At 67.7% G+C, this 23,367-nt stretch carries 26 protein-coding genes; 12 read left to right on the top strand and 14 right to left on the bottom strand.

Annotated elements, in window-relative coordinates; genetic code table 11:
* Nucleotides 1–58 precede the first annotated feature (58 nt).
* Together ACZYYX_RS05910 and ACZYYX_RS05905 are read left to right on the top strand one after the other, a co-directional pair.
* Entirely contained in the window at nucleotides 59–1,261 is a 1,203-nt protein-coding gene (locus ACZYYX_RS05910; protein WP_463813500.1) for a macrolide family glycosyltransferase, read from the top strand.
* 69 nt (nucleotides 1,262–1,330) lie between these two features.
* Entirely contained in the window at nucleotides 1,331–1,948 is a 618-nt protein-coding gene (locus ACZYYX_RS05905) for a CYTH domain-containing protein (RefSeq protein ID WP_463813499.1), read from the top strand.
* Nucleotides 1,949–1,956: 8 nt separating this feature from the next.
* Here the strand turns inward: ACZYYX_RS05905 and ACZYYX_RS05900 are convergent, their stop codons facing one another.
* Together ACZYYX_RS05900 and ACZYYX_RS05895 are read right to left on the bottom strand one after the other, a co-directional pair.
* Entirely contained in the window at nucleotides 1,957–2,310 is a 354-nt protein-coding gene (locus tag ACZYYX_RS05900; RefSeq protein WP_463813498.1) for a VOC family protein, read from the bottom strand.
* 35 nt (nucleotides 2,311–2,345) lie between these two features.
* Nucleotides 2,346–3,305, bottom strand: coding sequence for an antibiotic biosynthesis monooxygenase (locus ACZYYX_RS05895; protein WP_463813497.1), 960 nt, complete (start codon nucleotides 3,303–3,305; stop codon nucleotides 2,346–2,348).
* Nucleotides 3,306–3,338: 33 nt separating this feature from the next.
* On the opposite strand from ACZYYX_RS05895, the gene ACZYYX_RS05890 reads away from it, so the two are divergent.
* Genes ACZYYX_RS05890 through ACZYYX_RS05880 form a run of 3 tightly spaced genes read left to right on the top strand, consistent with a single transcriptional unit; the run spans nucleotide 3,339 to nucleotide 6,133 of the window.
* Nucleotides 3,339–4,010, top strand: a complete 672-nt coding sequence (locus ACZYYX_RS05890; protein WP_463813496.1) for a GAP family protein — start codon at nucleotides 3,339–3,341, stop codon at nucleotides 4,008–4,010.
* A 35-nt stretch (nucleotides 4,011–4,045) separates the two neighbouring features.
* On the top strand, nucleotides 4,046–5,206 hold the full coding sequence (locus ACZYYX_RS05885; RefSeq protein WP_463813495.1) for an FAD-binding oxidoreductase: 1,161 nt from the start codon (nucleotides 4,046–4,048) through the stop codon (nucleotides 5,204–5,206).
* Nucleotides 5,207–5,230: 24 nt separating this feature from the next.
* Nucleotides 5,231–6,133, top strand: a complete 903-nt coding sequence (locus tag ACZYYX_RS05880; RefSeq protein ID WP_463813494.1) for an aldose 1-epimerase — start codon at nucleotides 5,231–5,233, stop codon at nucleotides 6,131–6,133.
* Here ACZYYX_RS05880 and ACZYYX_RS05875 read toward each other — a convergent pair.
* The 7 genes from ACZYYX_RS05875 to nthB form a co-directional block, all read right to left on the bottom strand.
* Nucleotides 6,126–7,382, bottom strand: coding sequence for a DoxX family protein (locus ACZYYX_RS05875; RefSeq protein WP_463813493.1), 1,257 nt, complete (start codon nucleotides 7,380–7,382; stop codon nucleotides 6,126–6,128). The two genes, ACZYYX_RS05880 and ACZYYX_RS05875, sit on opposite strands and share 8 nt — an antisense overlap.
* Nucleotides 7,383–7,451: 69 nt before the next feature.
* On the bottom strand, nucleotides 7,452–8,540 hold the full coding sequence (locus ACZYYX_RS05870; RefSeq protein ID WP_463813492.1) for a substrate-binding domain-containing protein: 1,089 nt from the start codon (nucleotides 8,538–8,540) through the stop codon (nucleotides 7,452–7,454).
* A gap of 77 nt (nucleotides 8,541–8,617) precedes the next feature.
* Complete coding sequence (locus tag ACZYYX_RS05865; RefSeq protein ID WP_463813491.1) at nucleotides 8,618–9,070, bottom strand: MarR family winged helix-turn-helix transcriptional regulator; 453 nt, start codon at nucleotides 9,068–9,070, stop codon at nucleotides 8,618–8,620.
* A gap of 48 nt (nucleotides 9,071–9,118) precedes the next feature.
* Complete coding sequence (locus ACZYYX_RS05860) at nucleotides 9,119–9,664, bottom strand: DUF1097 domain-containing protein (RefSeq protein ID WP_463813490.1); 546 nt, start codon at nucleotides 9,662–9,664, stop codon at nucleotides 9,119–9,121.
* Nucleotides 9,642–10,016, bottom strand: a complete 375-nt coding sequence (locus tag ACZYYX_RS05855; protein ID WP_463813489.1) for a nitrile hydratase accessory protein — start codon at nucleotides 10,014–10,016, stop codon at nucleotides 9,642–9,644. The genes ACZYYX_RS05860 and ACZYYX_RS05855 overlap by 23 nt, the downstream gene beginning before the upstream one ends.
* Before the next feature lies 1 nt (nucleotide 10,017).
* Nucleotides 10,018–10,614 (bottom strand): nitrile hydratase subunit alpha, encoded by a 597-nt coding sequence (gene nthA / locus ACZYYX_RS05850; protein ID WP_463814820.1) that lies wholly within the window; start codon nucleotides 10,612–10,614, stop codon nucleotides 10,018–10,020.
* 40 nt (nucleotides 10,615–10,654) lie between these two features.
* Nucleotides 10,655–11,353, bottom strand: a complete 699-nt coding sequence (gene nthB, locus ACZYYX_RS05845; RefSeq protein WP_463813488.1) for a nitrile hydratase subunit beta — start codon at nucleotides 11,351–11,353, stop codon at nucleotides 10,655–10,657.
* Nucleotides 11,354–11,602: 249 nt separating this feature from the next.
* On the opposite strand from nthB, the gene ACZYYX_RS05840 reads away from it, so the two are divergent.
* Genes ACZYYX_RS05840 through ACZYYX_RS05830 form a run of 3 tightly spaced genes read left to right on the top strand, consistent with a single transcriptional unit; the run spans nucleotide 11,603 to nucleotide 13,584 of the window.
* Nucleotides 11,603–11,818: a CbtB domain-containing protein gene (locus ACZYYX_RS05840; protein WP_463813487.1), complete on the top strand. Its 216-nt coding sequence runs from the start codon at nucleotides 11,603–11,605 to the stop codon at nucleotides 11,816–11,818.
* A 13-nt stretch (nucleotides 11,819–11,831) separates the two neighbouring features.
* A complete protein-coding gene (locus ACZYYX_RS05835; RefSeq protein WP_463813486.1) occupies nucleotides 11,832–12,596 on the top strand; it encodes a CbtA family protein in 765 nt (254 codons plus the stop codon).
* Nucleotides 12,583–13,584, top strand: coding sequence for an acetamidase/formamidase family protein (locus ACZYYX_RS05830; protein WP_463813485.1), 1,002 nt, complete (start codon nucleotides 12,583–12,585; stop codon nucleotides 13,582–13,584). Before ACZYYX_RS05835 ends, ACZYYX_RS05830 begins: the two co-directional genes overlap by 14 nt.
* A 3-nt stretch (nucleotides 13,585–13,587) precedes the next feature.
* On the opposite strand, the gene ACZYYX_RS05825 is transcribed toward ACZYYX_RS05830, so the two are convergent.
* The 5 genes from ACZYYX_RS05825 to ACZYYX_RS05805 all read right to left on the bottom strand — a co-directional run bounded on the left by ACZYYX_RS05825 (nucleotide 13,588) and on the right by ACZYYX_RS05805 (nucleotide 18,124).
* Complete coding sequence (locus ACZYYX_RS05825; protein WP_463813484.1) at nucleotides 13,588–13,977, bottom strand: heat shock protein transcriptional repressor HspR; 390 nt, start codon at nucleotides 13,975–13,977, stop codon at nucleotides 13,588–13,590.
* A complete protein-coding gene (gene dnaJ / locus ACZYYX_RS05820) occupies nucleotides 13,959–15,143 on the bottom strand; it encodes a molecular chaperone DnaJ (protein ID WP_463813483.1) in 1,185 nt (394 codons plus the stop codon). The genes ACZYYX_RS05825 and dnaJ overlap by 19 nt, the downstream gene beginning before the upstream one ends.
* A gap of 52 nt (nucleotides 15,144–15,195) precedes the next feature.
* A complete protein-coding gene (gene grpE, locus ACZYYX_RS05815; RefSeq protein WP_463813482.1) occupies nucleotides 15,196–15,795 on the bottom strand; it encodes a nucleotide exchange factor GrpE in 600 nt (199 codons plus the stop codon).
* The gene (gene dnaK / locus ACZYYX_RS05810; protein WP_463813481.1) at nucleotides 15,792–17,666 is read right to left on the bottom strand and encodes a molecular chaperone DnaK; all 1,875 of its coding nucleotides are present in this window, start codon (nucleotides 17,664–17,666) and stop codon (nucleotides 15,792–15,794) included. Before dnaK ends, grpE begins: the two co-directional genes overlap by 4 nt.
* Before the next feature lie 305 nt (nucleotides 17,667–17,971).
* Nucleotides 17,972–18,124, bottom strand: a complete 153-nt coding sequence (locus tag ACZYYX_RS05805) for a hypothetical protein (protein ID WP_463813480.1) — start codon at nucleotides 18,122–18,124, stop codon at nucleotides 17,972–17,974.
* Between the two features lie 103 nt (nucleotides 18,125–18,227).
* On the opposite strand from ACZYYX_RS05805, the gene ACZYYX_RS05800 reads away from it, so the two are divergent.
* Genes ACZYYX_RS05800 through ACZYYX_RS05785 form a run of 4 tightly spaced genes read left to right on the top strand, consistent with a single transcriptional unit; the run spans nucleotide 18,228 to nucleotide 23,361 of the window.
* Nucleotides 18,228–18,767 carry a hypothetical protein gene (locus ACZYYX_RS05800; protein ID WP_463813479.1) on the top strand — a complete coding sequence of 180 codons (540 nt, stop codon included), beginning with the start codon at nucleotides 18,228–18,230 and terminating at the stop codon, nucleotides 18,765–18,767.
* Nucleotides 18,768–18,804: 37 nt separating this feature from the next.
* Nucleotides 18,805–20,181 (top strand): mycothione reductase, encoded by a 1,377-nt coding sequence (locus ACZYYX_RS05795; protein WP_463813478.1) that lies wholly within the window; start codon nucleotides 18,805–18,807, stop codon nucleotides 20,179–20,181.
* Nucleotides 20,178–21,575, top strand: coding sequence for a glucose-6-phosphate dehydrogenase (zwf, locus tag ACZYYX_RS05790; protein ID WP_463813477.1), 1,398 nt, complete (start codon nucleotides 20,178–20,180; stop codon nucleotides 21,573–21,575). Before ACZYYX_RS05795 ends, zwf begins: the two co-directional genes overlap by 4 nt.
* Nucleotides 21,568–23,361 (top strand): glycoside hydrolase family 15 protein, encoded by a 1,794-nt coding sequence (locus ACZYYX_RS05785; protein ID WP_463813476.1) that lies wholly within the window; start codon nucleotides 21,568–21,570, stop codon nucleotides 23,359–23,361. Before zwf ends, ACZYYX_RS05785 begins: the two co-directional genes overlap by 8 nt.
* Nucleotides 23,362–23,367: the final 6 nt, after the last annotated feature.

Raw genomic sequence — 23,367 nt, 5'->3', positions numbered from 1 at the left:
GCCGAACGTCCCCGAAAACGGGGTGACACGCTTGCACCGATCCGACGACAATCCGTCGGTGCCGACCCAACGCCGACTCCACGTCCTCGTGGTCGCCGCCTCCGCGCCGAGCCACATGTATCCCCACCTCGCCGTGGTGCGCGAGCTCGCCGACCGCGGCCACCGGGTCAGCTATGCCGTCGGCGGCCACCTGGCATCACTCGTCGACTTCACCGGCGCCGACGTGGTCCCCTGCACGTCAGTGCTTCCCGGGGCGCCGGGTGCACCGACGGGCTACGACGACGAGGACCCGGTCGCCGGCATGCGGATCTTCCTCGACGAGGCCATCCACGTCCTGCCGCAACTGCGCGATGCATTCGACGCCGACCGCCCCGACCTGGTGCTCTACGACATCGGTGGGATGGCGGGTCCGGTCGCGGCCCAAGCGTGGGGCGTGCCGGCTGCGCAGCTGTCCCCGAGCGAGGTGGCCTGGGACGGCTACTACGAGGACATGGCAGCGATCCTGGATCCGCTGATGGGCAGTCCGAGCGGCGTCGACTACCGGCAGACCTTCGAGCAGTGGCTGGCCTCGGTGGGGTCGACGCTGACGGTCGAGGACGTGACGGGGGTTCCTCGGCGGTGCCTCGTGCTGATCCCGCGGATCATGCAGCGCCACGCCGACCGGGTGTCGGATCGGTACCGCTTCGTCGGCCCCTGTCTGGATCCGCGGCGTCAAGACCCTGGTGACTGGACGCCGCCGCGCGGCGACGGTCCGCTCGCCCTGCTGGCGCTCGGCACCGCCTACACCGATCGCGCGGACATCTACCGCGCCGCGATCGACGGCCTCGACGGCACCGGGTGGCGGCTCACCCTCGCGATCGGAGCGACAACGTCGGCGGACGACCTGGGTCCCGTACCCGACTGGGTGCAGACTCGCCCGAGCGTCCCCCAACCTGCGGTCCTCGCTCAGGCGGACGCCTTCATCACCCACGCGGGCATGGGGTCGTGCAGCGAGGCGCTGTGGTTCGGCGTTCCGACTGTCGCGCTCCCGCAGGCCGTCGACCAGCCTGCCAACGCCGATCGGCTCGAGGAGATCGGGGTGGGTCGTCACCTGCGCCAGCAGCACCCACAGCCGGCGGACCTGAGGCGGGCCCTGCTCGACGTGGCGTCGGACCCCGCGATCCGGGGACGCCTGGACGCCGTTCGCGCCGAAATTCGCCGGCAGGGCGGACCCGAGCGCGCCGCCGACACCGCCGAGGACGTCGCCGACGGCCGCTGGTGACGCACGTCGGCCGGGAGACACGGACTCGTCGTCCGCGACTGTGACCGCCAGCGGGTTTACCGTCGCAGTATGTCCGACATCGGCGACTTCGAGTACGAACGGAAGTTCTTCGTGCGCGACATGCCGGCCGTCGCGGCGTCGGACCCCACCCCGCTGTTGATCGCACAGGCGTATCTGTTCGCCTCCGACGGTTACGCGGTGCGGGTCCGCCTGCAGGGACCGGCCCCCGCCGACCTGGATGCGACCCCGGCGCAGCTGGTGCCCGCGCTGGGCGACGAGGCCATGGGCACGATGACCGCGAAAGGCCCGGCCGCCGGTGGCACCCGCTACGAGGCCGAGCGTGAACTCGATCCGTTGGTGGCGGGCCAGATCGTCGCGCGGGCCGACCATGTCGTGGTCAAGGTCCGCTCATCGGTCTGGCTCGGCGAGGACGGGTGGGTGATCGACCGCTTCCTGGGCGCCAACGCTCCCCTGCTGATGGCCGAGGTCGAGCGCGACGGCCCCGTGGTCGATCTCGCGATCCCCGCGTTCTGCGTCACCGAGGTCTCCGAGGACGACCGGTTCCGCAACGAGTACCTGGCCCACCATCCCTTCGGATCATGGTCCGCGGAGTATCTGCGTGAATTCGATTCGCGCGGGCCGGCTTTCGTCGACAGCCTCGGAAAGAACCGGTTCGACGGCCACTAGTGGTCGGATCAGTAGTGGACGCGGAATCCGCCGATGACGGTGATCGTGTTCCCGTCCGGATCGGTGAGCGCGGACAACCGCACGCCCTTGTTCGCCTCGACCACCTCGCCGGGCTCGAGCCCCCGCGCCCGTAGCCCCGCGACAGAGGCCTCGAGATCGTCGACGGCCAGGTTGAACAGCCCCGATCCGGCGCGGTTCTCGTCGCAGAACACCTGAAGCCACGCTCCGGGCAGCACCTGCCACTCGATCAGGCTGGGCATCGGGTTGTTGTCCTCAGGCCTGCCGAACAGCGCGGTGAACCACGGGCGGCTGGCCTCGATGTCGGTGACGGGCAGAACGGCGAGGAGGTTGGTGAAAGCCATATGGTGCTGACCCGCAGGACCGCCGGGACTCATCGTCACGTCGCGTAATCCCAGAACTGGAGCTCGTGCACGGTCGCGAACACCGTCAACGTCACCGCGTAGACCGCGAGAATCACCCCAACCCCGGCCGCGCTCACGCGCGCACCGGAGCCGTCAACCGGGTCCAGCCACCGGCGCAGCGGGCGCGACGCGGCGGGCATGAGCCACCACTGCATCGCGACGATGCTGACGATCTGGCTGATCCACAGACCCAGCCACGGTGGCGCACCCGCGTGATCGACGACGGGCCCGAGGAAGCGGGACAGCAGCATCACCGTCGGGTAGAGCACGGCGAGCACCAACATCGCCGACTTCCAGTTGGGGGTCATCAGCGTCCGCCCGTCCTGTACCCGCACCGTGGTGCCGAACGGTGTGGTGCCGGTGCTGAAGTCTCTGCTCAGGGTGCCGCGCATCCGCTCCAGTGCGGCATCGCGTTCGGCGGACGCGAGCCACTGCGCCAGCTGCGCGCCCGTGCGGAACCGCACGACCGAGGTCCACTCGCCGTCCCGGTCACCCGCCACCAGGACCGTCCCGAGGTAGCCTGGCAGCGCAGCCGCCGCGCGCGACAGCCGGGCCTGTGTGGCCCGGAACTCGTCGTCGCGACCTGCGGCCACGACGTGCCCGAACACGCCGATGCCCGACGCCTCCAGGTTTTCGGCAGAGGTGACCAGGTCCGTCGTCGCGGTCCAGAATCCCCGAGCGCGCCCGTCGCGCAGCACCTCCGCGCGGTCGGGGCTGTCCAGCCATCCGTGTAACGCTGCATCCTCGGAAAACGTCACGGCCACAGCACGATCCGACGTGGGGTCCACGCCATCGGAGATCCGCCCTGCCAGGTACCCGTCGGCATTTCGCGCCGAGGTCAGGAGCTGCCCGGCCCACCGGGTGAACGCCGCGTCGCCGCCGTCGGCGTGGAAGACCGTCACCGCTGTTGCCGGGCGCGGACCGGGCTGTGTCATTAGACGACGATAGCGGCGGGGCTTTGCTAGGTTTTGCCGGTGTCATGGGGATCCGTGCTGACCGAGCTCGTCCCGCTGGGCCTTGTCGTCGCATTGTCGCCGGTGACCATCATTCCCGCGGTGCTGGTCCTGCAGACCCCGCATCCGCGGCCCACCGGGCTGGCCTTCCTCGCCGGCTGGATCGTCGGCCTCGCGGCTCTGACGTCGGTGTTTCTCGAGCTGTCGAACCTGATCGGCGGCATCGGCACCAAGCCGCCGGGCTGGGCGTCGTGGCTGCGCATCGTCGTCGGGGCGGCGTTGATCGCGCTCGGCGTGTACCGCTGGATCAACCGCGCGAAGTCCGAGCACATGCCCGGCTGGATGACCCGGATGAGTTCCCTGACCCCAGCCAAGGCGGGGGTGACCGCACTGACCCTCACCGTCGTCAACCCGAAGGTGCTGTTCCTGTGCGCCGCAGCCGGTTTGGCGATCGGATCGGCAGGCATCGACGTGCCGACGGTGTACGCCGCGGTCGCCTGGTACGTGCTCGTCGCGGGGTCCACGGTGCTGTTGCCGGTGCTGGCCTATGCCGTGTCCGGGCAGCGGCTCGACCCGACGCTGGCCCGGATCCGGGCGTGGCTGGAGCGCCAGCACGCGGCGCTCATCGCCGCCATCTTCGTGGTGATCGGAATCCTGGTGCTCTACAAGGGCATTCACGGCCTGTAGGAGACTCTGCCGCGGGTGACCTAGGATCGTGCGGCGTGGGCCTGGAAGATCGCGACTCGATGTACATCCTGAGGGATGTGCTCGACACCGACGACGATGCGCTCGTCGGCGACTTCTACACACGCTGGTTTGCCGCCGACCTGTCGGCGCGCGACCTGTTCCCCCCGGAGATGGCCACGCAGCGCAAGGTGTTCGGACACGCGATGACCTGGCTGTGCGACGAGCTGATCGCCCAGCGGGCCGAGGAACCCGTGGCGTTCTTGGCTCAGCTCGGGCGCGATCACCGCAAGTACGGCGTCACCTCCGGGCACTACGAGACACTGCAGCCCGCGCTGCTTGCGACGCTGCGCAGCCATCTGGCCGACCGATGGGATCGGCGCCTCGCCGAGGCGGTCACCGACGTGGTGTCGCTGATGGTGGGCGTGATGAGCGGCGCAGCTGATGCGGAGACCAGTCCTCCGTTCTGCGACGGCACGGTGCTCGAACACCTGCGGCCGGCCCGCGACGTCTCGGTGATCCGGCTCAAGATGGATCACGCGCTCGGCTACCACCCCGGCCAGTACGTGCCGGTCCAGATCCCGCAGTGGCCGCGGCGGTGGCGCTACCTGAGCCCGGCGATCCCGGCCGACCCCGCAGGCTACGTGGAGTTCCACGTGCGGTCGGTTCCCGGCGGCATGGTCAGCAGGGCCATCGTCGGCGAGGCGCGCCCCGGTGACCGCTGGCGGGTGTCCAACCCCCACGGCGCGCTGGAGGTCGACCGCGACGACGGCGACGTCCTGATGGTCGCCGGCAGCACCGGTCTGGCTCCGCTGCGCGCCCTGATCATGGACCTGACCCGGTTCGGGGAGAACCCGCGCGTGCACCTGTTCTTCGGCGCCAAGCACCCCTGTGAGCTCTACGATCTGCGCACGCTGTGGGAGATCGCGGCGACCAATCCGTGGCTGTCGGTGACGCCGGTCTCGGAGTTCGACTTCGATCCGCCGTGGGCGGCGCAGTATCCCGACGTGACGCCGCCGCGGGGCCTGCACGTCCGTCAGACCGGGCGGCTGCCCGAGGTGGTGACCCGCTACGGGAGCTGGGGGGATCGGCAGATCCTGCTCTGCGGCCGACCGGAGATGGTGGCGGCCACCAAGGCCGCGCTGATCGCGAAAGGGGCGCCTGCGCACCGAATTCGCCACGATCCTCTGGCGAGCTGACCGCACGTGGCAGTATCGGTGGCCATGGACACGTTCGAAACCGTGACGCTGCGTGATCCGTCCTCGGCGCTGACAGCCACCTACGTTCCGGCCGCCGGGATGGTGGCCAGCTCGCTGAACGACGACGGCGTGGAATTCCTGGGTCAGCGGCGGGGGCTGCAGGCCTATGTGTCCAACCACAAGACCATGGGCATCCCGATCCTCTACCCGTGGGCCAACCGGTTGAGCAGCATGGGCTACGGGGTCGACGGCGCGGTGGTGACGTTGACGCCGGGCACGGGCGGGGTCCGCACCGACGAGCACGGGGTGCCGATCCACGGGACGTTGGCGGCCTACCCGGATTGGACCGTGACGGCGGCGCTGGAGTCGCAGCTGACGGCCGAGCTGGATTTCGCGGCGCGCCCGGCGCTGCTGACCACGTTCCCGTTCCCGCACCTGCTCACGCTCGACGTGACGCTGCGCGACCGCACTCTGACCGTGACGACGACGGTGACCGCGACGACGGGTTCGCGGGTGCCGCTGTGTTTCGGGTTCCACCCCTACCTGCAGTTGCCGGGGGTGCCGCGGGCCCAGTGGCTGATCGAGACGCCAGCGATGCGGTATCAGCCGGTCAACGCCTGGGGCATTCCGACCGGCCGTGTCGAGCCGCGGCCGGCTGCCTCGGAGTTGTTGGGCGACAGGTTCATCGACGAGGGCTTCGACGAGGTGGAGCCGGGCTCGGTGTTCGCGGTCTCCGGCGGCGGCCGCCGCATCGAGGTGCACTACGACGAGGGTTACACCGCCGCCCAGGTGTTCGCACCCGGTGAGGACGACGTGGTGTGCTTCGAACCGATGGCCGCGCCGACTGACGCGCTGCGCCGCGGCGGGTACCGCGAGGTGGCGCCCGGTGAATCGGTCTCCGCGATCTTCCGCGTCGTCGTCAGTTGATCTGCCCCGCGAACCGCGGGTAGTCCTGCACCCAGCGGAACTCGGTGCTGCGCAACGGGAACGACTCCAGATCGACCCGCCGCAACGTCAGGGTGACGGGCTGCCCGGCGACTCTGCCGTCCAGCTCCAGCCGATCCGGGCCGTGCCGCACCGGGCGCAGCTGGAACCCCGCGGATCTCATCGTCCCGTCCGGCTCCACCGTGATCGCCTCGTCACGCAGCGTGCCGTCCACGCGCTGATAGGTGAGCACTCCGGGCAGATCGAAAACGACACGGCGCCAGCCATTGTCGGCGGCGGCAGGGGTGACCTCCCAGATGCCGTAGAGCTCGGGTTTGGCGCGCCCACCCCCGTAGTCGCGCCAGGCCGCCGCGCCCTGGACCAGGCACCCGGCGAGCGCCCACACCCCCAGCAGAGCCACTACGGCGGCGGCGATCCGATTCCGACGGGCGTCGGCGAACAGCGGTGGTGGGGTCGTGGGGTGGGCGGGCCGCTGGAGCACCAGCAGGTCAACGAGTCTGCGGGTCTGCGGCGCGAGCAGGAACAAGGTCATCAGCAACAGGTGCGAGGACAGGATCTTCACGGGCACGTCGTAGCTGAGGTTCAGCAGGAACACCTGGGCCATCGCCATCGCAGCCACCAGGGCGCCGAGCGTGGCGGTCCGATTCCAGAACAGCAGCAGTCCGGCGATGAGTTCGACTGTGCCCAGCGCCATTTCGTAGGGCAGCGAGGTGCCGACCTGCAACCACAGCACTGATGCCGGAGTCAGCTCACCGAACGACTGCACCAGCGCCGCCAACGGCGGGGCAGGCATCTGGGTCGGGATCACCTTCGCGATGCCGTAGAACAGCAGCTGCCCGCCCAGACATACCCGGAGGAATACACAGAACCAGGCGTGCAGACGAGGGTACTGCGTGCGGCGGCGGTCGGCGATCGACCAGAGGAGCGTGGCCAGCGCCGAGATCACCACGAGGACGAACAGCATCACCCAGATGACAGCCTGATCGCCGCTCCCCGAATCGCGGTGCAGCACCGCGTCCACGTCGAACACATGCTGCCCGATCCACGTCAGCGCCGGTTCTATCAGCGTCATCTGCCAGACCACGGCGTCGGAGGGCAACCAGCGGGCGAGGACGCCGACGTAGACGAAGAGGATCTGCGCGAACAGCAGGCAGAAGAGGCCGAAGTAGACAACGCAGAAGCGGAAGGCGATGCGTGTCATGGGATGCCAGGGCGTGGACACACCGTCCATGGTGACCCTCGGCGGCTGCGGTGATCAACCGTGCCCACCCCCGCGTCCAGACGGGGGCTGCCCCCCGGCTCAGGCCGCCGTGATGCGCGCGCGCACCTCGAAGTCCAGACCGAGCGCCTCCGCGACGTAGATGTCCTGGTTGAGCTGGTTCCCCGACATCGACACCTCACCTCGCGGACTCACGTAGGTGAGGTTCTCGGCGGCCAGGGTCATCGCCGCAACGTCAAGGGAGCCGGCCCGCCGTGCCAGCGCGATCAGCAAGGTGATTGCCTCGTAACAGGATTCGCCGATACTGTTCAGAGCGGGCGCGGCCAAGCCGAAGTGGCGGTAGTAGCGAGCGGCGAACTCCATGCCGGCCGCGGTGTTGAGCGCCTCGAAATAGCCTGCGGTAGCGAAGAGTCCGTCGTTGCTGCCGTATCCACTGGCCAGCAGCATGTTCTCCTCGACATGCGGGCTGAGCCGCGGTACCGACGCCGCGAGACCGCAGCCGGCGAACTGACGGTTGAACGCCACCCCGTCGCCGCCGACGAGCAGCAGCACGACGCCGACGCCCTGCGCGCCGGTGATCTCGACCTGGCGGATCGCGGTGCTGAAGTCCTCGGTGCCCAGCGGCAGGTAGATCTCGTCGACGAGGGGGCGGCCCTGTGCACGCGCATGCCACCGGGCTGCCGCGCCGGTCTGCTTGGGCCAGATGTAGTCATTGCCGATGACGATCCAGCGGTCGACGCCGTATTCCGCGGTCATCCAGTCCATGGCGGGCAGGAGCTGGCGCGACGGCGTCTCCCCGGTGAGGAACAGCCCCGGTGTGCGCTCGCCGCCTTCGTAGAGCGGCCCGTACACGTACGGGATGCGACCCGCGGTCACCTTGGCCAACGCCTGCCGGACCGGGGAGATGTGCCAGCCGGTGACGGCGTCGATCATCCCGTGCGCCACCAGACGGCCGACCTCTGCCGCCACGACCTCGGGTGCGCGGCTGCCGTCGACCGGGATCAGCCGGACCTGACGGCCGAGGAGGCCCTCGGTGTCGTTGAGGTCGGAGATGGCCAGCTCGGCACATGCCTCGCAGGACGGTCCGTAGATACCCGCAGACCCACTACGCGGGACCACCAGGGCGATGTCGATGGTGTCCCGGCGCACGCCGGGAGATGAGAGATCCATCGCAGCGCCTCCTCCGTGCGCCCATCGTCGCGGCACCGCATTACCGTGGTGTTGCCGCCCTGTTCTGCTCTCGAAAATCAGCGCGTGTCGAGCGGCAGTTCGGTCACCCGGGCCAGCGTGCGGATCAGGTGCACGGCGGTGTCGTCGCCGAACTCCTCGACCAGCATGGCCTTGACGGCGGCCTCCTGGCGCGCCAGCCGGCGGACCTTGGTCTTGCCCCGCACCGACAGGTGGATGAGCACCCGACGTCGGTCGGTCGCGTCGACCCTGCGAAGCACGAATCCCCCGTCGACCAGCTTGTCCACGATCCGGGTCAGCGACGGTGCGGGAATGCCCATGGCCGTGGCGATCTCGGTCATCGTGAAGCCGTCCCCGCTGCGCAGGGCACCCAGGACACGCCAGCCCTCGAGGCTGGCGATGTCACCGTCGAGCAATCCCTGCGACAGCGCGTCGCTCCACCAGCGTCCGAGCCGGAAGAACACCTCGGAGACGCTCTCGGTGGCGATGGACGTCGGCACAGCGCTCCTCATGTCGGTTGCTTCCATACACCAAAATTTGTGATTCGTAGCATAACCGGGCTAGCCCGGCGCAGCCACCGTCCGTGGCGCGGCCACACGCTCGATCAGCGCAGCGCCCCACTCCGAGGCGAGTCCGAAGCAGGCGCCGACAGCAGCGGTGACGGCGGCCACCAGTGCCGGATGCCCCAATCCCGTTGTGGTGATCCCGTTTCCGGTGTCCGCGATCGTCCCGACGGTCATGGCGAACCCGAACACGATCGCCGGCGTCGCGGAGATCCACGGCAATCGCGAGACCTGGACCATCGTCAGGCTGCCGATACCGACAGCGATCGACAGCAGGAGCGCGCTACCGCTTGCCTGAACAGCCAATAGCGTGGCGGTCGCGATCGCGATTCCGGTCCAGTTGCACGCCATCGACTTCAGCAGACCCGAGACCCCGGATCCGACGAAGAAGAACGACGCCCACGCCAGGAACAGCACCCACACCGGCAACGGCCACACCGTCGCAGTCATCAGGGTGGACATCATGCCCAGCACGCCGACGCTGATCGACAGCGCGGTGATCTTCGACATCGCGCGCCTCTCAGTGCTCGTGGGGGTGGTCATGATCGTGGTCATGATCGTCGTGCGCCAACCGGAGTGACTCGATCCGCACACGTTCCTCGAGGCCGGCCTCGGCGATGAACTGCTTCTCGACAGCGAGCCGGCAGAACGCTTCTCCGAACTGGCGGTAGTACACCGACGGGTCGCAGACGTCGTCGATGCCCGACTCGCCGATCACCTCGATCAGATGCTTCTTGAACTCGTCCCAGGTGAACACGCCTGCCTGGCACATCTGCACGACGAGGCCGAAAAGCCTTCCCTGCCATGGCGCGTCGAAGACCAGCTCGCCGTTGGAGCGCGGTAGTGCCGTGGCCGTACCGGGTGCGTCGAACTCGACGATGGTGGGTGCCGACATGTCAGGCCGCCTTCGGCGCAGACAGCAGCGCGGTGCCGACCATGGAGTCCCGGGTGACCAGCGCGACGAGTTCGTCCTCGCTGAGGTCCTCGGTGCCCGCGGGGCGCTGCGGGATCACGAGGTAGCGGATCTCGGCGCTGCTGTCCCAGATGTCGATGTGGACGTCGTCGGGCAGCGTCACCCCGAACTCGGCCAACACACTGCGCGGTTCCTTGACCACGCGCGCCCGGTACTGGGGGTACTTGAACCAGGCCGGCGGGATACCCAGCAGCGTCCACGGGTAGCAGGAGCACAGCGTGCACACCACGACGTTGTGCCGCTCGGCGGTGTTCTCGACCGCCACCATGTGCTCGGTCTGCAGGCCGGTGAAACCCATGTCGGCGATCGCCGCGGTGGCGTCTGCGAGTAACCATTCGCGGTACGTCGGGTCGGTCCAGGCCCGGACCACGACCTTGGCGCCGTTGACCGGGCCCATGTCGTTCTCGAATGACGCGACCACCGCGTCGACGGCCTCGTGCTCGGCGAGACCCTTTTCCACCATCAGCGACTCGAGTGCATTCACGCGTGCCTCGACATCGCTCAACGACAGCCAGTCCATCTGCTTCTCCTTGGTTTCCTTGGTCACTGGGGCTACTGGGTCACTTGCCGATGGGTTCGAGGTAGCTCTCGAACAGGTCGGCGTAGAGGTCGAATTCTTCGGCCGCGTCGTCTCCCCACAGCTCGGTCGAGCTGAACTTGACCATGTAGAGCTGGTGCGGGACGTCCTTGTACTCATGGGCGCTGGCCGCGGGATCGTGAAATGCCCCGTACTGCTTGGCGATCACACCGCGGGCACGGCGCAGATAACCGGGCAGCCGGTTGTGCGTCGTGGCGCTGATGTTGCGCACCACGACCTCATCACCCACCGCGAACGCGGGCGGATTGTCGGCGGGCAGGTCGTGCGGGGTGCCGGCCCACAGCACGTCGATCATGGTCTTCGCGAACGGTGAGAGCGTGTCGGGCTTCGTCGGATGCGGGGTCATCTCGGGCTTCCCGAGCTCGGCCATCCGCGCATCGATCTCCTCGTGCGAGATGTATCCCTTGTCGTTGAGCAGCTTCTCGACCGAGAACAACCAGTGGGCGTAGTACGTGGAGTCCAGATAGTCGCTCCACTTCATCAACTCGATGCCATGCCGCTGCTCGTCGAGGTTGAAGGCGCCCTTCGCGATCGCCATGGCCGTGACCGCGTGCATGCGCCCCTCGAAGGGATAGCGCCAGTCGGGAATTCCGGGCTCGAGGAATTCCTCGGCGATGGCTCCCACGCCATCGCGCCCACCGAGATCATGCGGACCATGCATCTGGCCGGCCTCCTTATTTCAAGTGGTCAATACTTTCACCAGAAACTATGTGCACGGAGGGGGCGGTTCCGCAATCGCTCGGGGCAGCCGTTACAGCGCTTTAACCTGGGGAACGGTTCTTGTTAAATCTGCGTATCGCTGGCGTCGGGAAGCCGCATTCGAGTTGACGTGACCAGCCCTGCTTTCCACACTTGCCATCGTCAGCAATATTTCCAATCCGCAACTTTTGCGGAGATCAAGGGGCCGCTCATGACCACACCGACCGCCGCGACAGCACGCGCGGGAGCCATCGACACCTCCCGCCTGGAAGGGGCGCTGTGGCTCACCGCGACCACCGTCCTGGCCCTGATCGCCTACTACTTCCTCGGCTACGACCAGGGTGCGGTGTCGGTGTTCGGGTCCGACACCCACGTGCACGAGTTCCTGCACGACGCCCGCCACCTGCTCGGTTTCCCCTGCCACTAGGAAGGTCGCGACCATGGAGAAACGCATCATCGGGCTGGGGATCGCCGGCGGATTCGCGGCCGGCATCGTCACCTTCGCGTTCGCGCGCTGGCAGCTCGCGCCGCTGATCGCCGAAGCCATCGACTACGAGGAGCAGCGCTCGCACGCCGAGGAAGCACTGAGTGGCGGGCACGGCCACGAGCACGAGGTGTTCAGCCGGACCGTGCAGGAGAACGTCGGATCGGCGGTGGGCACGGTGGCCTTCGGTGTCATCATGGGGGCCCTGTTCGCCGTGGCGCTGGCCATGGTGATCGCCGCCGTCACGCGCCACCGTCCGCACGCGAATCTGTCCGGTGTCGCCATCGCAAGCGCCGCAGCCGGTTTCGTCTGCGTGGCCGTGGTTCCGTTCCTGGCCTACCCCGCCAATACTCCGGGCGTCGGGCTGTCGGAGACCGCGGGTGACCGCACCGTGGCCTATCTGATCGTGGTTGCCGCCTCACTCGCGACAGCTGTCGCTGCGCTGATCGTCGGACTGCGTCTCGCGTCACGGATCGGCGATGCCGCCGCCGCGGCGGCCGCGGTCACCGGTTACCTCGCGGTGATGACCGTCGTCGTCATCGCGCTGCCCGCGTTCCGGGAGGTCCCCGTCGGGTTCCCGGCTGACGTGCTCGCCGACTTCCGGCTGTCGTCACTGGTCGGTCAGGCCTTGATGTGGGCGACGCTCGGCGCGGTGACGTCCGTGCTGCTGCCCCGGGTTCTCGCCCCTTCCATGGCAGGAGCTGCCCGTGCAGGTCGTTGAATTCACCCCCAGCCGGGATCAGTACGTCTGGACATTCGGTGGCGCGGAACCGGTGATGGAGGTGGAACCCGGTACGGCACTACGCTTGTGGACCGAAGATGCCTTCGCCGGCCGGGTCACGTCCCGTGACGACCGACCCAGCCAGGTGCTCAATCCGAAGGAACTGAACCCCCAGACGGGACCCTTTTACGTCCGGGGCGCCCAGCCCGGGGACACTCTGGCTCTGCATGTGGTGTCGCTGACCCCGGCGCGGGATTGGGCTGCGTCGACGACGATTCCGCTGTTCGGCGCCCTCACCGGGACCGACCGCACCGCCGGTCTTCAGCCGCCGCTGCCGGAGCTGACGTGGATCTACACCGTCGACCGGGCCACCGACACGGCGCTGTTCACCGCGCACCAGTCGGATTTCGAGCTGCGGCTGCCGCTGGCACCGATGCTCGGCACCGTCGGGGTGGCACCCGCCCTGCGGGAGGTCCGAACGACGCTGGTGCCGGACTACTTCGGCGGCAACATGGACACCCCCGAACTCCGGGCCGGCACCACGGTGTATCTCGGGGTCAACGTCGACGGCGCCCTGTTCTCGGTCGGGGACGGCCACTACCGGCAGGGCGAGGGCGAAACCTGCGGCACCGCATTGGAAGGAGCGATGGACGTGACGCTCATCGTCGACCTGATCAAGGGCAACGCGCCCGCATGGCCCCGGCTCGAACACGACGACGCCTTGCTGACCGTGGGGTCGGCGCGTCCACTCGAAGATGCGTGGCGCTGCAGCCAGGTGGAGATGGTGCGCTGGTTGGTGGAGCTCTACGGGCTGGGCGAGTTGGACGCCTATCAACTGTGTAGCCAGTTGTGCCACTCGCCGCTGGCCAACGTCGTCGACGTGAACTACAGCGCCGTCACCAAGATCGCGAAAGACCTTCTGCCCGAGGCACACCCGTATGCGGGGATGCATTCCTCATTGCGGTCGCGAGGGGCGCTGCTCTCCTGAGGCTCAGCGCTGGTTGCGCGGCTGCCAGACAACCAGCGCTGTGCTCTTGGGCCGAGGTTGGGCACGCAGGTGCTCCACCTCGGCGGTGAGTTCACGCACCCGCGCCTGCAGCGCCTCGACCTGATTGGTCAGCTCGATGATGCGCTTGATACCGGCCAGGTTGACGCCCTCGTCCTGCGACAGCCGTTGAACCTCACGCAGAAGGTCGACGTCGCGCTGCGAATAGCGCCGTCCCCCACCGGATGTCCGCTCCGGGCTGACCAGGCCGAGCCGGTCGTAGGTGCGCAGCGTCTGCGCATGCATACCGGCCAGCTCGGCCGCGACCGAGATCAGGAACGTCCTGGCCTGGTCATTGTGGTCTTTGCGCCCGGGACTCACTGGACACCGGCCCATCCCGCCCGCGGATCGAAGCCGCTGGCGCGCTCGGCTTGTGCGTAGGCCTCCAACGCTTCGGCGGCCTCACCTTCGAGATTCGACGGCACGGCCACCTTGACGGTGACCAGCAGGTCGCCGTTGCCGCCGGAGCGTTTGGGCACGCCGCGACCGCGCACCCGCAGGATGCGTCCGTCCGACGTCCCCTTGGGCACCCGGACCCCGACCTTGCCTTCCAGCGTCGGCACGGACAGCGTTGTGCCCAAAGCCAACTCGTGGAAGCTGACGGGCACGGTGACCGTCAGGTCGTCGCCGTTGCGGCCGAACACCTTGTCGGGGCGCACATGCACGGTGACGTAGAGGTCACCTGACGGGGCACCGCGTAACCCGGCCTCACCTTGCCCGGCAAGCCGGATGCGTTGTCCGTCTTCGACTCCCGGCGGGATCCGCACGTTGATGGTGCGCGTGCGGGTGGTCACGCCGGTGCCTTTGCACTCGTCGCAGGGGTGCTCGATGATCGACCCGCTGCCACGGCATTCCGTGCACGGCTCGGAGAAGCCGAAGGCGCCCTGATTACGGCTGACCACGCCGGCGCCGTTGCAGTTCGGACAGACCTTCGGGCTGGTGCCGGGGCGGGCACCGCTGCCGTGGCAGTTCGTGCACGGGGCAGGGCTGGTGAGCCGCAACGGCATCGCCACACCCTTGGTGGCCTCGAGAAAACTCAGCTCGGTCTCGGTCTCGAGGTCGTTGCCCCGCCGGGGGCGGCTCGGACGCGGCTGCTGCGCGCCGCGACCGAACAACCCACCGAACAGGTCACCGATGTTCGCACCGCCGGTCTGACCGGCCGCGTCGAACAGGTCGTTGAGGTTGAACTCCTGACCGTCGCCTGCGCCGAACCCGCCGAATCCGCCACCGCCGCCGCTGTAGCGGCCCCGGCCGAATCCGCCACCCGCGAAGAGCCGACGGGTCTCGTCGTACTCCTTACGTTTGGCGGGGTCGGTCAGCACTTCCTTGGCCTCCGAGGCGGCCTTGTACCGCTCCTCGGCCGCGGCATTGCCGGGGTTCCGGTCGGGGTGGTTCTCGGCGAGAATCTTTCGGGCAGCCCGCTTGATCTCGTCCTGGCCGGCGTCGGAGGCGACGCCGAGCTCCTTGTAGAAGTCCTTTTCAACCCATTCACGCTGGGCCATACCGCGTCACCTCCTCACCTTTTCGCATACCTGTGTGTTGCGGTTTCAATTCCTATGATTCTGATGGGTTTTGCGGCTCTTGGTCGGCATTCGCCGATCCTGCCGCGTCGGGCACGGTGTCGACGACGCCCACCATCGCGTGGCGAACGACGTGATCGCCGACGGTGTAGCCGCGCCGCATGACCGTCCCGACCACCGGATGGGTGCCGTCGCCTTCGTGCTGCACCGCTTCGTGCAGCGACGGATCGAAGGCGTCGCCCTCCTCGCCGAACGGCTTGAGGCCCAACCCTTCGAGGGTCGAAACCAGCTTGTCCGCAACGGCTTTGAGCGGCCCGGAGTCCAGGTCGCCGTGTGCGCGGGCCCGCTCGAGATCGTCGAGCACGGGCAGCAGCTGGGTCACCACGTGAGCCTTGGCCCGCTCGGTGGCCACCTGCTGGTCGCGCAGCGACCGCTTGCGGTAGTTCGCGAAATCGGCTTGCACCCGCTGCAGGTCGGCCAGCAGCTCGGCCGCCTGGTCCTGCGACTCCTCGGACACGGTCGGCGCCTCCTCAGCCAGCCCGGAGGCCGGCTCAGGTGCGTCGCGCACCTGGCCGGTCTGCGGGTCTATACGGCGTTTGTCGGTGACGGTGATCGGTTCCTGCTCGTCACTCACTTGCGCTCCTGATCGTCCTCAACAACCTCGGCGTCGACAACGTCATCGTTGGAGCTCGAGCTCGAGCCACCCGGGGCGTCGCCGCCCGCGGAGCCCTGCTCGGCCTGGGTGGCCTCGTAGATGGCCTGGCCCAGGGCCTGGCTCTCGGTGCCCAGCTTCTCCATCGCGGACTTGATCGCCGAGATGTCGGTGCCGGCGAGGGCGGACTTGGCCTCGGCGATGGCGCCGTCGACCTTGGTCAGCGTGTCCTCGGAGACCTTCGATCCACCTTCGGAGGACGCTGCACTGCGTTGTTCGGCGACGAACTTCTCCGTCTGGTAGACCAGCGACTCCGCCTGGTTGCGGACGTCGGCCTCTTCGCGACGCTTGCGATCCTCGTCGGCGTGCGCTTCGGCGTCCTTGATCATCCGGTCGATCTCTTCCTTGGAGAGGCCGGAGCCCTCCTGGATCTTGATCGTGTTCTCCTTGCCGGTGCCCTTGTCCTTGGCCGTGACGTGCACGATGCCGTTGGCGTCGATGTCGAAGGTGACCTCGATCTGGGGCACACCGCGCGGAGCCGGCGGGATGCCGGTCAGCTCGAAGCTGCCGAGCAGCTTGTTGTGCGCGGCGATCTCACGCTCGCCCTGGAACACCTGGATCTGCACCGACGGCTGGTTGTCGTCGGCCGTGGTGAACGTCTCGGACCGCTTGGTCGGGATCGTGGTGTTGCGCTCGATGAGCTTGGTCATCACGCCGCCCTTGGTCTCGATACCCAGGCTCAGCGGGGTGACGTCGAGCAGGAGCACGTCCTTGACCTCGCCCTTGAGCACGCCGGCCTGCAGGGCAGCTCCGACCGCTACGACTTCATCGGGGTTGACGCCCTTGTTGGGCTCCCGGCCGCCGGTCATCTCCTTGACGAGCTCGGACACCGCGGGCATACGGGTCGAGCCACCGACCAGCACGACGTGATCGATGTCGCCGACGGCGATGCCGGCGTCCTTGATCACCTGCTGGAACGGCTTGCGGGTGCGGTCCAGCAGATCCTGGGTGATGCGCTGGAACTCGGCGCGCGTGAGCTGCTCGTCGAGGAACAACGGGTTCTTGTCCGCGTCGACGGTGATGTAGGGCAGGTTGATCGAGGTGCTCTGCGAGCTCGAGAGCTCGATCTTGGCCTTCTCGGCCGCTTCACGCAGCCGCTGCATCGCCATCTTGTCCTTGGTCAGGTCGATGCCCGCGGTGCTCTTGAACTTGTCGACGAGCCATTCGACGATCCGGTCGTCCCAGTCGTCACCACCGAGGTGGTTGTCGCCGGAGGTCGCGCGGACCTCGACGACACCCTCGCCGATCTCGAGCAGGGACACGTCGAACGTGCCACCACCGAGGTCGAACACCAGGATGGTCTGCTCCTTCTCGCCCTTGTCCAGGCCGTAGGCCAGCGCGGCCGCGGTCGGCTCGTTGACGATGCGGAGCACGTTGAGGCCGGCGATCTGGCCGGCTTCCTTGGTGGCCTGCCGCTGGGCGTCGTTGAAGTACGCGGGCACGGTGATCACCGCGTCAGCGATGTCCTCCCCCAGGTAGGACTCGGCGTCGCGCTTGAGCTTCATCAGCACGCGGGCGCTGATCTCCTGCGCGGTGTAGTTCTTGCCGTCGATCTCCACGGTCCAGTCGGAGCCCATGTGCCGCTTCACCGAACGGATCGTCCGGTCGACGTTGGTCACCGCCTGGTTCTTGGCGGGCTGACCGACCAGTACCTCGCCGTTGCGCGCGAACGCGACGACCGACGGGGTGGTGCGGGAGCCCTCGGAGTTCGCGACGACGACGGGGTCGCCGCCCTCCAGAACTGCGACGACGGAGTTGGTGGTCCCGAGGTCGATGCCGACCGCACGAGCCATAGTTACTGCCTCCTGATTAGACGAAACGTGTGTACTGAGTGCACCAGGCTCAAGACTGCTCTTCGAAGGCGGGCCCTGTCAAGCAGAACTTGAGTCGATGCCACTCAACTGTCGAAGGTGTCAACGGGTCGGCGGCGAGGTTTGTTCCCAGGGCGTGACACCCACCGCGAAAGTGCACTCACCGTCGCTGCAACGCGCCTTCAACTACCGCCAGGGCACTTTCGCGATGGCTGGGCGCATCGCGGGCGCAGTCACGGCTGCGATCGCGCGCGATTCACGACCATGGCTTCTCACTGGGTGGCAGGTCAGCCGAACGCCAGCTGCAGACCTGTGAACGCCAGCACCCCGAAGGACGAGTCGCCGAACACCGACAGTGCCGCGAGCACGGCGACGAGGGCGGCGCCCAGTCCGCAAGCCGACAGGAACTCCGCAGGGGTCCGCGCCTCTTCAGCTGTCATGACTCCATGCTGGCCGCCGCGCAGCCTGCCGCGCGCGAGTACTTCTACGCCGACCGCGAGTCACTCCCGTCACACGGATAACATGCTGCGTACCCTGGGCCAGGTGAACACGCGGCTGGTGGCGGCAGGGTTGTTGGCCGTCGCCGCGCTCACCGGTTGCCAGTCCTCGATCGACGGCACCGCCACCCGCAGCCCGGACACCGGCATCGAGCCGAACTTCCCCACCCCCCGGCCCAGCCGTTCCACGCCGCCGCCCAGCCCTCCCCCACCTGCGCCGCCGTCCACGACCACCCGCGCACCGTCGGGTGAGGTGCTCAGCCCGCAGAACGGCTACGTCTTCATCCAGACCAAGTCCGGCAAGACCCGCTGCCAGCTCGACGAGCAGGAGGTCGGCTGCGAGTCGGCCTTCACCAACGCCCCCGAGGTCGAGGGCGAGCCGGCCAACGGCGTACGCCTGACCGCCGACGGCCGGGTCAGCTGGGTGCTCGGCAATCTCGGCGCCATCCCGGCCGTCACGTTGGACTACAGCACCTACTCCGCACTCGGGTGGACCATCGACGCGACAGAGGACGGCACCACCTTCACCAACGACGGCACCGGGCACGGCATGACGATCAGCACCGAGGGTGTCGAGAGCTTCTAGGGTTTGACCCGCCCGGTGCGCCGGGAACAGGCGGTGGGTGCACACACACGACCTCGTTGTCATCGGGGCCGGCTCGGGCAACATGGTCATCGACGACCAGTTCGCCGATCTGGACGTCGCGATCATCGACGATCGAAAGTTCGGCGGCACCTGCGTCAACTACGGATGCATCCCGTCGAAGATGCAGTCCTACACCGCTGCGGTCGCCGACACCGTCGCTGCGGCCGGGCATTTCGACATCGACGCCGGCAGCCCGCGCATGCGCTGGTCGGACGTCCGGAATCGCGTCTTCCGTCGCACCGACGCGCTGGCCGATGAGGGTGAACAAGGGCGCCGAGACAGCGATTTCATCAGCGTCTACCACGGGCACGCGCGCTTCACGGGTCCGCGCCGGGTGGAGGTTGCGACGGACGACGGCCCCGTCGAGATCGCAGCCGAGCGGATCGTGATCGCGGCGGGAAGCCGCCCGGTGGTGCCCGACGCCGTCGCGGACTCGGGTCTGCCTTACGAGACATCCGACACGGTGATGCGACGCGACGCGCCACCTGAGCATCTCGCAGTGCTCGGCGGCGGCTACATCGCCGCCGAGCTCGCGCACGTCTTCTCCGCCGCCGGCAGTCGCATCACGATCATCGAGAAGTCGGGGCGACTTCTGGGAAGTCCGCAAGACGACGCCGTGCGCGACGTGTACACGGACCTGATGCGCGAGACCTACGACCTGCGGTGCGGCACGGCGCTCGTCACAATCGCCGGCAGGCCAGGGGATCTGACGATCGAGCTCGACGACGGCACGTCGGTGAAGGCCGACACGCTGCTGGTCGCCGCGGGACGCCGCTCCAACAGCGACCGCCTCGATGTCGAGAAGGCCGGCATCGACACCCACGACGACGGCCGCATCGCCGTGGACAGCTACTGCCGCACCTCCGCCGAGGGGATCTTCGCCCTCGGCGACGTCAGCACCCCGATCCCCCTCAAACACGTCGCCAATCGCGAGGCCGGCATCGTCAAGCACAATCTGCTGTACCCCGACGACCTCCGGGAGATCATTCACGACCTGGTGCCGTCGGCAGTGTTCACCAACCCCCAGATCGCGTCGGTCGGGCGGACCGAAGACGACTGTCGGCGTGAGGGACTCGAGTACCGCGTCGGCGTCGCCGAGTACTCCGATGTGGCCTACGGATGGGCCATGCAGGACACGACGGGGCTGTGCAAGGTGCTCACCGAACCCGGCGGAGCGATCCTGGGCGCCCATCTGATCGGCGGCCAGGCCGCCAGCCTGATCCAGATCTTCGTCGTCGCCATGAACTTCGGTATCACCGCACAGGACCTTGCAGGCCGGCCCTACTGGATCCATCCGGCGCTCACCGAAGTCGTCGAAAACGCACTGTTGAACCTCCAGGAGTCAGCCACATGACTGTCGATCCGTTCGTCCTGGTGCTCTTCGGCGCCCGCGGCGACCTTGCCCGCCGGATGCTGTTCCCCAGCATCTACCGGCTCGCCGCAGCCGGGCACTTCCCCGACGAGTACGCGATCGTCGGATCGGGACGCAGCGCACCCGACAGCATCGACGCCTTCCGCGAGTCGATCCGCACCGGGCTGTCGGAGTCGATCGATGATCTCGACGCCGACGTCGCCGACAAGCTGTTGCAGCGCCTGTCTTTTCAGACCTCGAATGCCGACGACGGCGCCGATCTGGCGTCGGCGGTGTCCGCCGCCAAGTCCGATCTCGGCGCAGACGCCCAGACGGTGATCTATCTGTCGGTGCCACCCACGGCAATGGAGTCGATGATCGCGATGCTGGGCCGTGAAGGGCTCGCCACCGACGCCCGGATGATCATCGAAAAGCCTTTCGGCACCGATCTCGACAGTTCGCGCGCTCTCGATGCCACGGTGTCCTCTGTCACCGAAGAGAGCTTGGTCTACCGCATCGATCACTTCCTGGGCAAGGAGGCCGTGCAGAACATCCTCGCTCTGCGCTTCGCCAATGCGATCCTCGAATCCGCCTGGAACAGAGACAATGTCGAGTCGGTGCAGATCGATGTTCCCGAGGACCTCGGGCTGGAGGGCAGGGGCAGCTTCTACGAGTCCACCGGATGTTTTCGGGACATGGTGACCACCCACCTGTGCCAGGTGCTCGGGTTCGTCGCGATGGAAAGGCCGGAGACGGTGGACGCCGACGCGCTGCGGGAAGCCAAAGCCGCGGTGTTCCAGGCGATGCGCCCGCTGGACCCCGACCGGGTGGTCTTCGGGCAGTACGACGGTTACCGCGACGACGAAGATGTCGCAGATGATTCGCAGGTGGAGACCTTCGTGGCCCTCGAAGCTTTCGTCGACAACGAGCGCTGGCGCGACGTGCCGTTCTATCTGCGCACCGGAAAAGCACTGGCAGACAATCGACGCAGCGTCACGGTGACGTTCCGCACGCCGCCGTCCCCGTTCTCCGGAGACGCGCCGGAGCCTGACGAGCTCGGACTCGAGCTGAGTCAAAAGCCCTCGGCCACAGTTGTTCTCAACGTCAAGCGGCCTGGAGCGGACACCGTTGTCGAACCGCTGCGCACCCAGCTCGACGTGGCCCGGACCGACCACCAGGACGACGCGCTCGAGGCTTACGAGCGGCTGCTGCTCGATGTCATGCGCGGCGATCAGACACTGTTCGCCCGCGGCGACGAGGTGGACCGGCTCTGGCAGGTGTGCCAACCCGTTCTCGACAATCCGCCGTCCGTGCAGCCCTATGCACAGGGGTCGTGGGGCCCAGAATCCGCGCTGACGCTGCCCGGCCCTCGCGGGTGGCGGCTACCTGATGCCTGATGGCCCGTCGATCGCGCAACACGGATTGATCGGCGATCTGCGGACGTGCGCGCTGGTCGCCACCGACGGCACCGTCGACTGGTTCTGCGCGCCGAGGTTCGACTCCCCCAGTGTCTTCGGCGCGATCCTCGACACCGACTCTGGCGGTAGCTGGACACTGACACCTGTCTGCGACAGTGCCGCGTCCCACCAGTTCTACCTGCCCGAATCAGCCACGCTGATCACCCGATTTCTGACAGAGCACGGCGTGATCGAGATACACGACTTCATGCCGGTGCGGCGGGCGGGCGACGAGGAGCACCGGCAGCGTCTGGTGCGCCGGATCGTCGCGGTGCGAGGCACCACGACCCTGCGGATGACCCTCGACGCGCGGCCGGACTACGGCAGAACGCGGTTCGCCGTGACATCGCGCGCCGGCAGGATCGACTTCCGCTCCGACGAGTTGGCGATGACGCTGACCCCGACCATCGATGTCACCGTGGACGACGGCGTGGTCAGCGCCGAGTTCACGGTGCGCACCGGTGAGGTGACGGAGTTCGTGCTCGAGGTGCTCGACAGCCCCGACGCCGACATCGATGACGCTCACGACGTGGACGCCCTGTTCGAGGCCACCGCCCGGTTCTGGCGGACCTGGCTGGCGAAGTCACGCTACCGAGGGCGCTGGCGCGAGATGGTGGAGCGCTCTGCGATCACGCTGAAACTGCTCACCCACGAGCCGTCCGGCGCGATCATCGCGGCGCCCACCACCAGCCTGCCGGAAACCATTGGTGGCGAGCGTAACTGGGATTACCGGTACGTGTGGATGCGCGACGCGGGATTCAGCCTGTACGCGCTGCTGCGGCTGGGCTTCAACGACGAGGCCAACGCCTTCATCGAATGGCTGTCGCGGCGGCTGGGCCGATGCGAGCGGGAAGCCGACGGCCTGGGGCCGCTGCGGGTGCTCTACGACATCGACGGCAACACGCCCGAGGAGATCGAACTCGACCATCTCCGTGGGCATCTGGACTCGAAGCCGGTACGGATCGGCAACGCCGCAGCCGAGCAACTCCAGCTCGACATCTACGGCGATCTGATCGATTCGGTGTACCTGTTCAACAAGTACGGAGCCGGAATCAGCCACGACGCCTGGTCCGACGTCAGCTACGTGATCGGCTGGGTGGTCGACAACTGGCAGCGCGACGACGCCGGGATGTGGGAGGTCCGCGACGGCGACAAGGCGAACACCACGTCGAGGCTGATGTGCTGGGTCGCGCTGGAACGCGCCATCCGGATCGCCCGGCAGCGCGGTCTGCCCGCCGACCTGGTGACCTGGTCGCGGGTCCGCGACGAGATCTACGACCGGATCATGACAGCGTGCTGGAACGCCGAGCTGGAGACGTTCACCCGGTTCGAGGACGACGACACGCTCGACGCGGGTGTGCTGCTGATGCCGATGGTCAAGTTCATCTCGCCGATCGATCCGCGGTTCCTGTCGACTCTGGCCGCCATCGAACGCCAGCTGGTCACCGACAGCCTGGTCTTCCGGTACGACGACAGCGACGGCCTCGACGGAAAGGAGGGCACGTTCTCGTTGTGCACCTTCTGGTACGTCGAGGCACTCACTCGGGCGGGACGGCTGCGGGACGCGCAGCTGGCGCTGGAGAAGATGTTCACGTATGCCAACCATGTGGGTCTCTACGCTGAACAAGTGAGCGCCACCGGTGATCAGGTCGGCAACTTCCCACAGGCCTTCACCCACCTGTCGTTGATCAGCGCCGCGATCAACCTCGATCGCGCGCTCGGCTGAAAGGAA

It is taken from the genome of Mycobacterium sp. IDUB_1 (genome assembly GCF_055419625.1).
Note: the sequence above shows the minus strand (reverse complement) of the source record. Positions and strands in the feature narration are given on the sequence as shown.

Bases quoted from the DNA above. Each gene is read 5' to 3' on its own strand.
- ACZYYX_RS05880 (WP_463813494.1), top strand. From the start codon at position 5,231: ATGGACACGTTCGAAACCGTGACGCTGCGTGATCCGTCCTCGGCGCTG.
- ACZYYX_RS05785 (WP_463813476.1), top strand. From the start codon at position 21,568: ATGCCTGATGGCCCGTCGATCGCGCAACACGGATTGATCGGCGATCTG.
- ACZYYX_RS05875 (WP_463813493.1), bottom strand. From the start codon at position 7,382: ATGGACGGTGTGTCCACGCCCTGGCATCCCATGACACGCATCGCCTTC.
- ACZYYX_RS05840 (WP_463813487.1), top strand. From the start codon at position 11,603: ATGACCACACCGACCGCCGCGACAGCACGCGCGGGAGCCATCGACACC.
- ACZYYX_RS05855 (WP_463813489.1), bottom strand. From the start codon at position 10,016: ATGTCGGCACCCACCATCGTCGAGTTCGACGCACCCGGTACGGCCACG.
- ACZYYX_RS05825 (WP_463813484.1), bottom strand. From the start codon at position 13,977: ATGGGCCGGTGTCCAGTGAGTCCCGGGCGCAAAGACCACAATGACCAG.
- nthA (WP_463814820.1), bottom strand. From the start codon at position 10,614: ATGGACTGGCTGTCGTTGAGCGATGTCGAGGCACGCGTGAATGCACTC.
- ACZYYX_RS05895 (WP_463813497.1), bottom strand. From the start codon at position 3,305: ATGACACAGCCCGGTCCGCGCCCGGCAACAGCGGTGACGGTCTTCCAC.
- dnaK (WP_463813481.1), bottom strand. From the start codon at position 17,666: ATGGCTCGTGCGGTCGGCATCGACCTCGGGACCACCAACTCCGTCGTC.
- dnaJ (WP_463813483.1), bottom strand. From the start codon at position 15,143: ATGGCCCAGCGTGAATGGGTTGAAAAGGACTTCTACAAGGAGCTCGGC.
- ACZYYX_RS05860 (WP_463813490.1), bottom strand. From the start codon at position 9,664: ATGACCACCCCCACGAGCACTGAGAGGCGCGCGATGTCGAAGATCACC.
- ACZYYX_RS05805 (WP_463813480.1), bottom strand. From the start codon at position 18,124: ATGACAGCTGAAGAGGCGCGGACCCCTGCGGAGTTCCTGTCGGCTTGC.
- ACZYYX_RS05870 (WP_463813492.1), bottom strand. From the start codon at position 8,540: ATGGATCTCTCATCTCCCGGCGTGCGCCGGGACACCATCGACATCGCC.
- nthB (WP_463813488.1), bottom strand. From the start codon at position 11,353: ATGCATGGTCCGCATGATCTCGGTGGGCGCGATGGCGTGGGAGCCATC.
- ACZYYX_RS05905 (WP_463813499.1), top strand. From the start codon at position 1,331: ATGTCCGACATCGGCGACTTCGAGTACGAACGGAAGTTCTTCGTGCGC.
- ACZYYX_RS05835 (WP_463813486.1), top strand. From the start codon at position 11,832: ATGGAGAAACGCATCATCGGGCTGGGGATCGCCGGCGGATTCGCGGCC.
- zwf (WP_463813477.1), top strand. From the start codon at position 20,178: ATGACTGTCGATCCGTTCGTCCTGGTGCTCTTCGGCGCCCGCGGCGAC.
- ACZYYX_RS05865 (WP_463813491.1), bottom strand. From the start codon at position 9,070: ATGAGGAGCGCTGTGCCGACGTCCATCGCCACCGAGAGCGTCTCCGAG.
- ACZYYX_RS05900 (WP_463813498.1), bottom strand. From the start codon at position 2,310: ATGGCTTTCACCAACCTCCTCGCCGTTCTGCCCGTCACCGACATCGAG.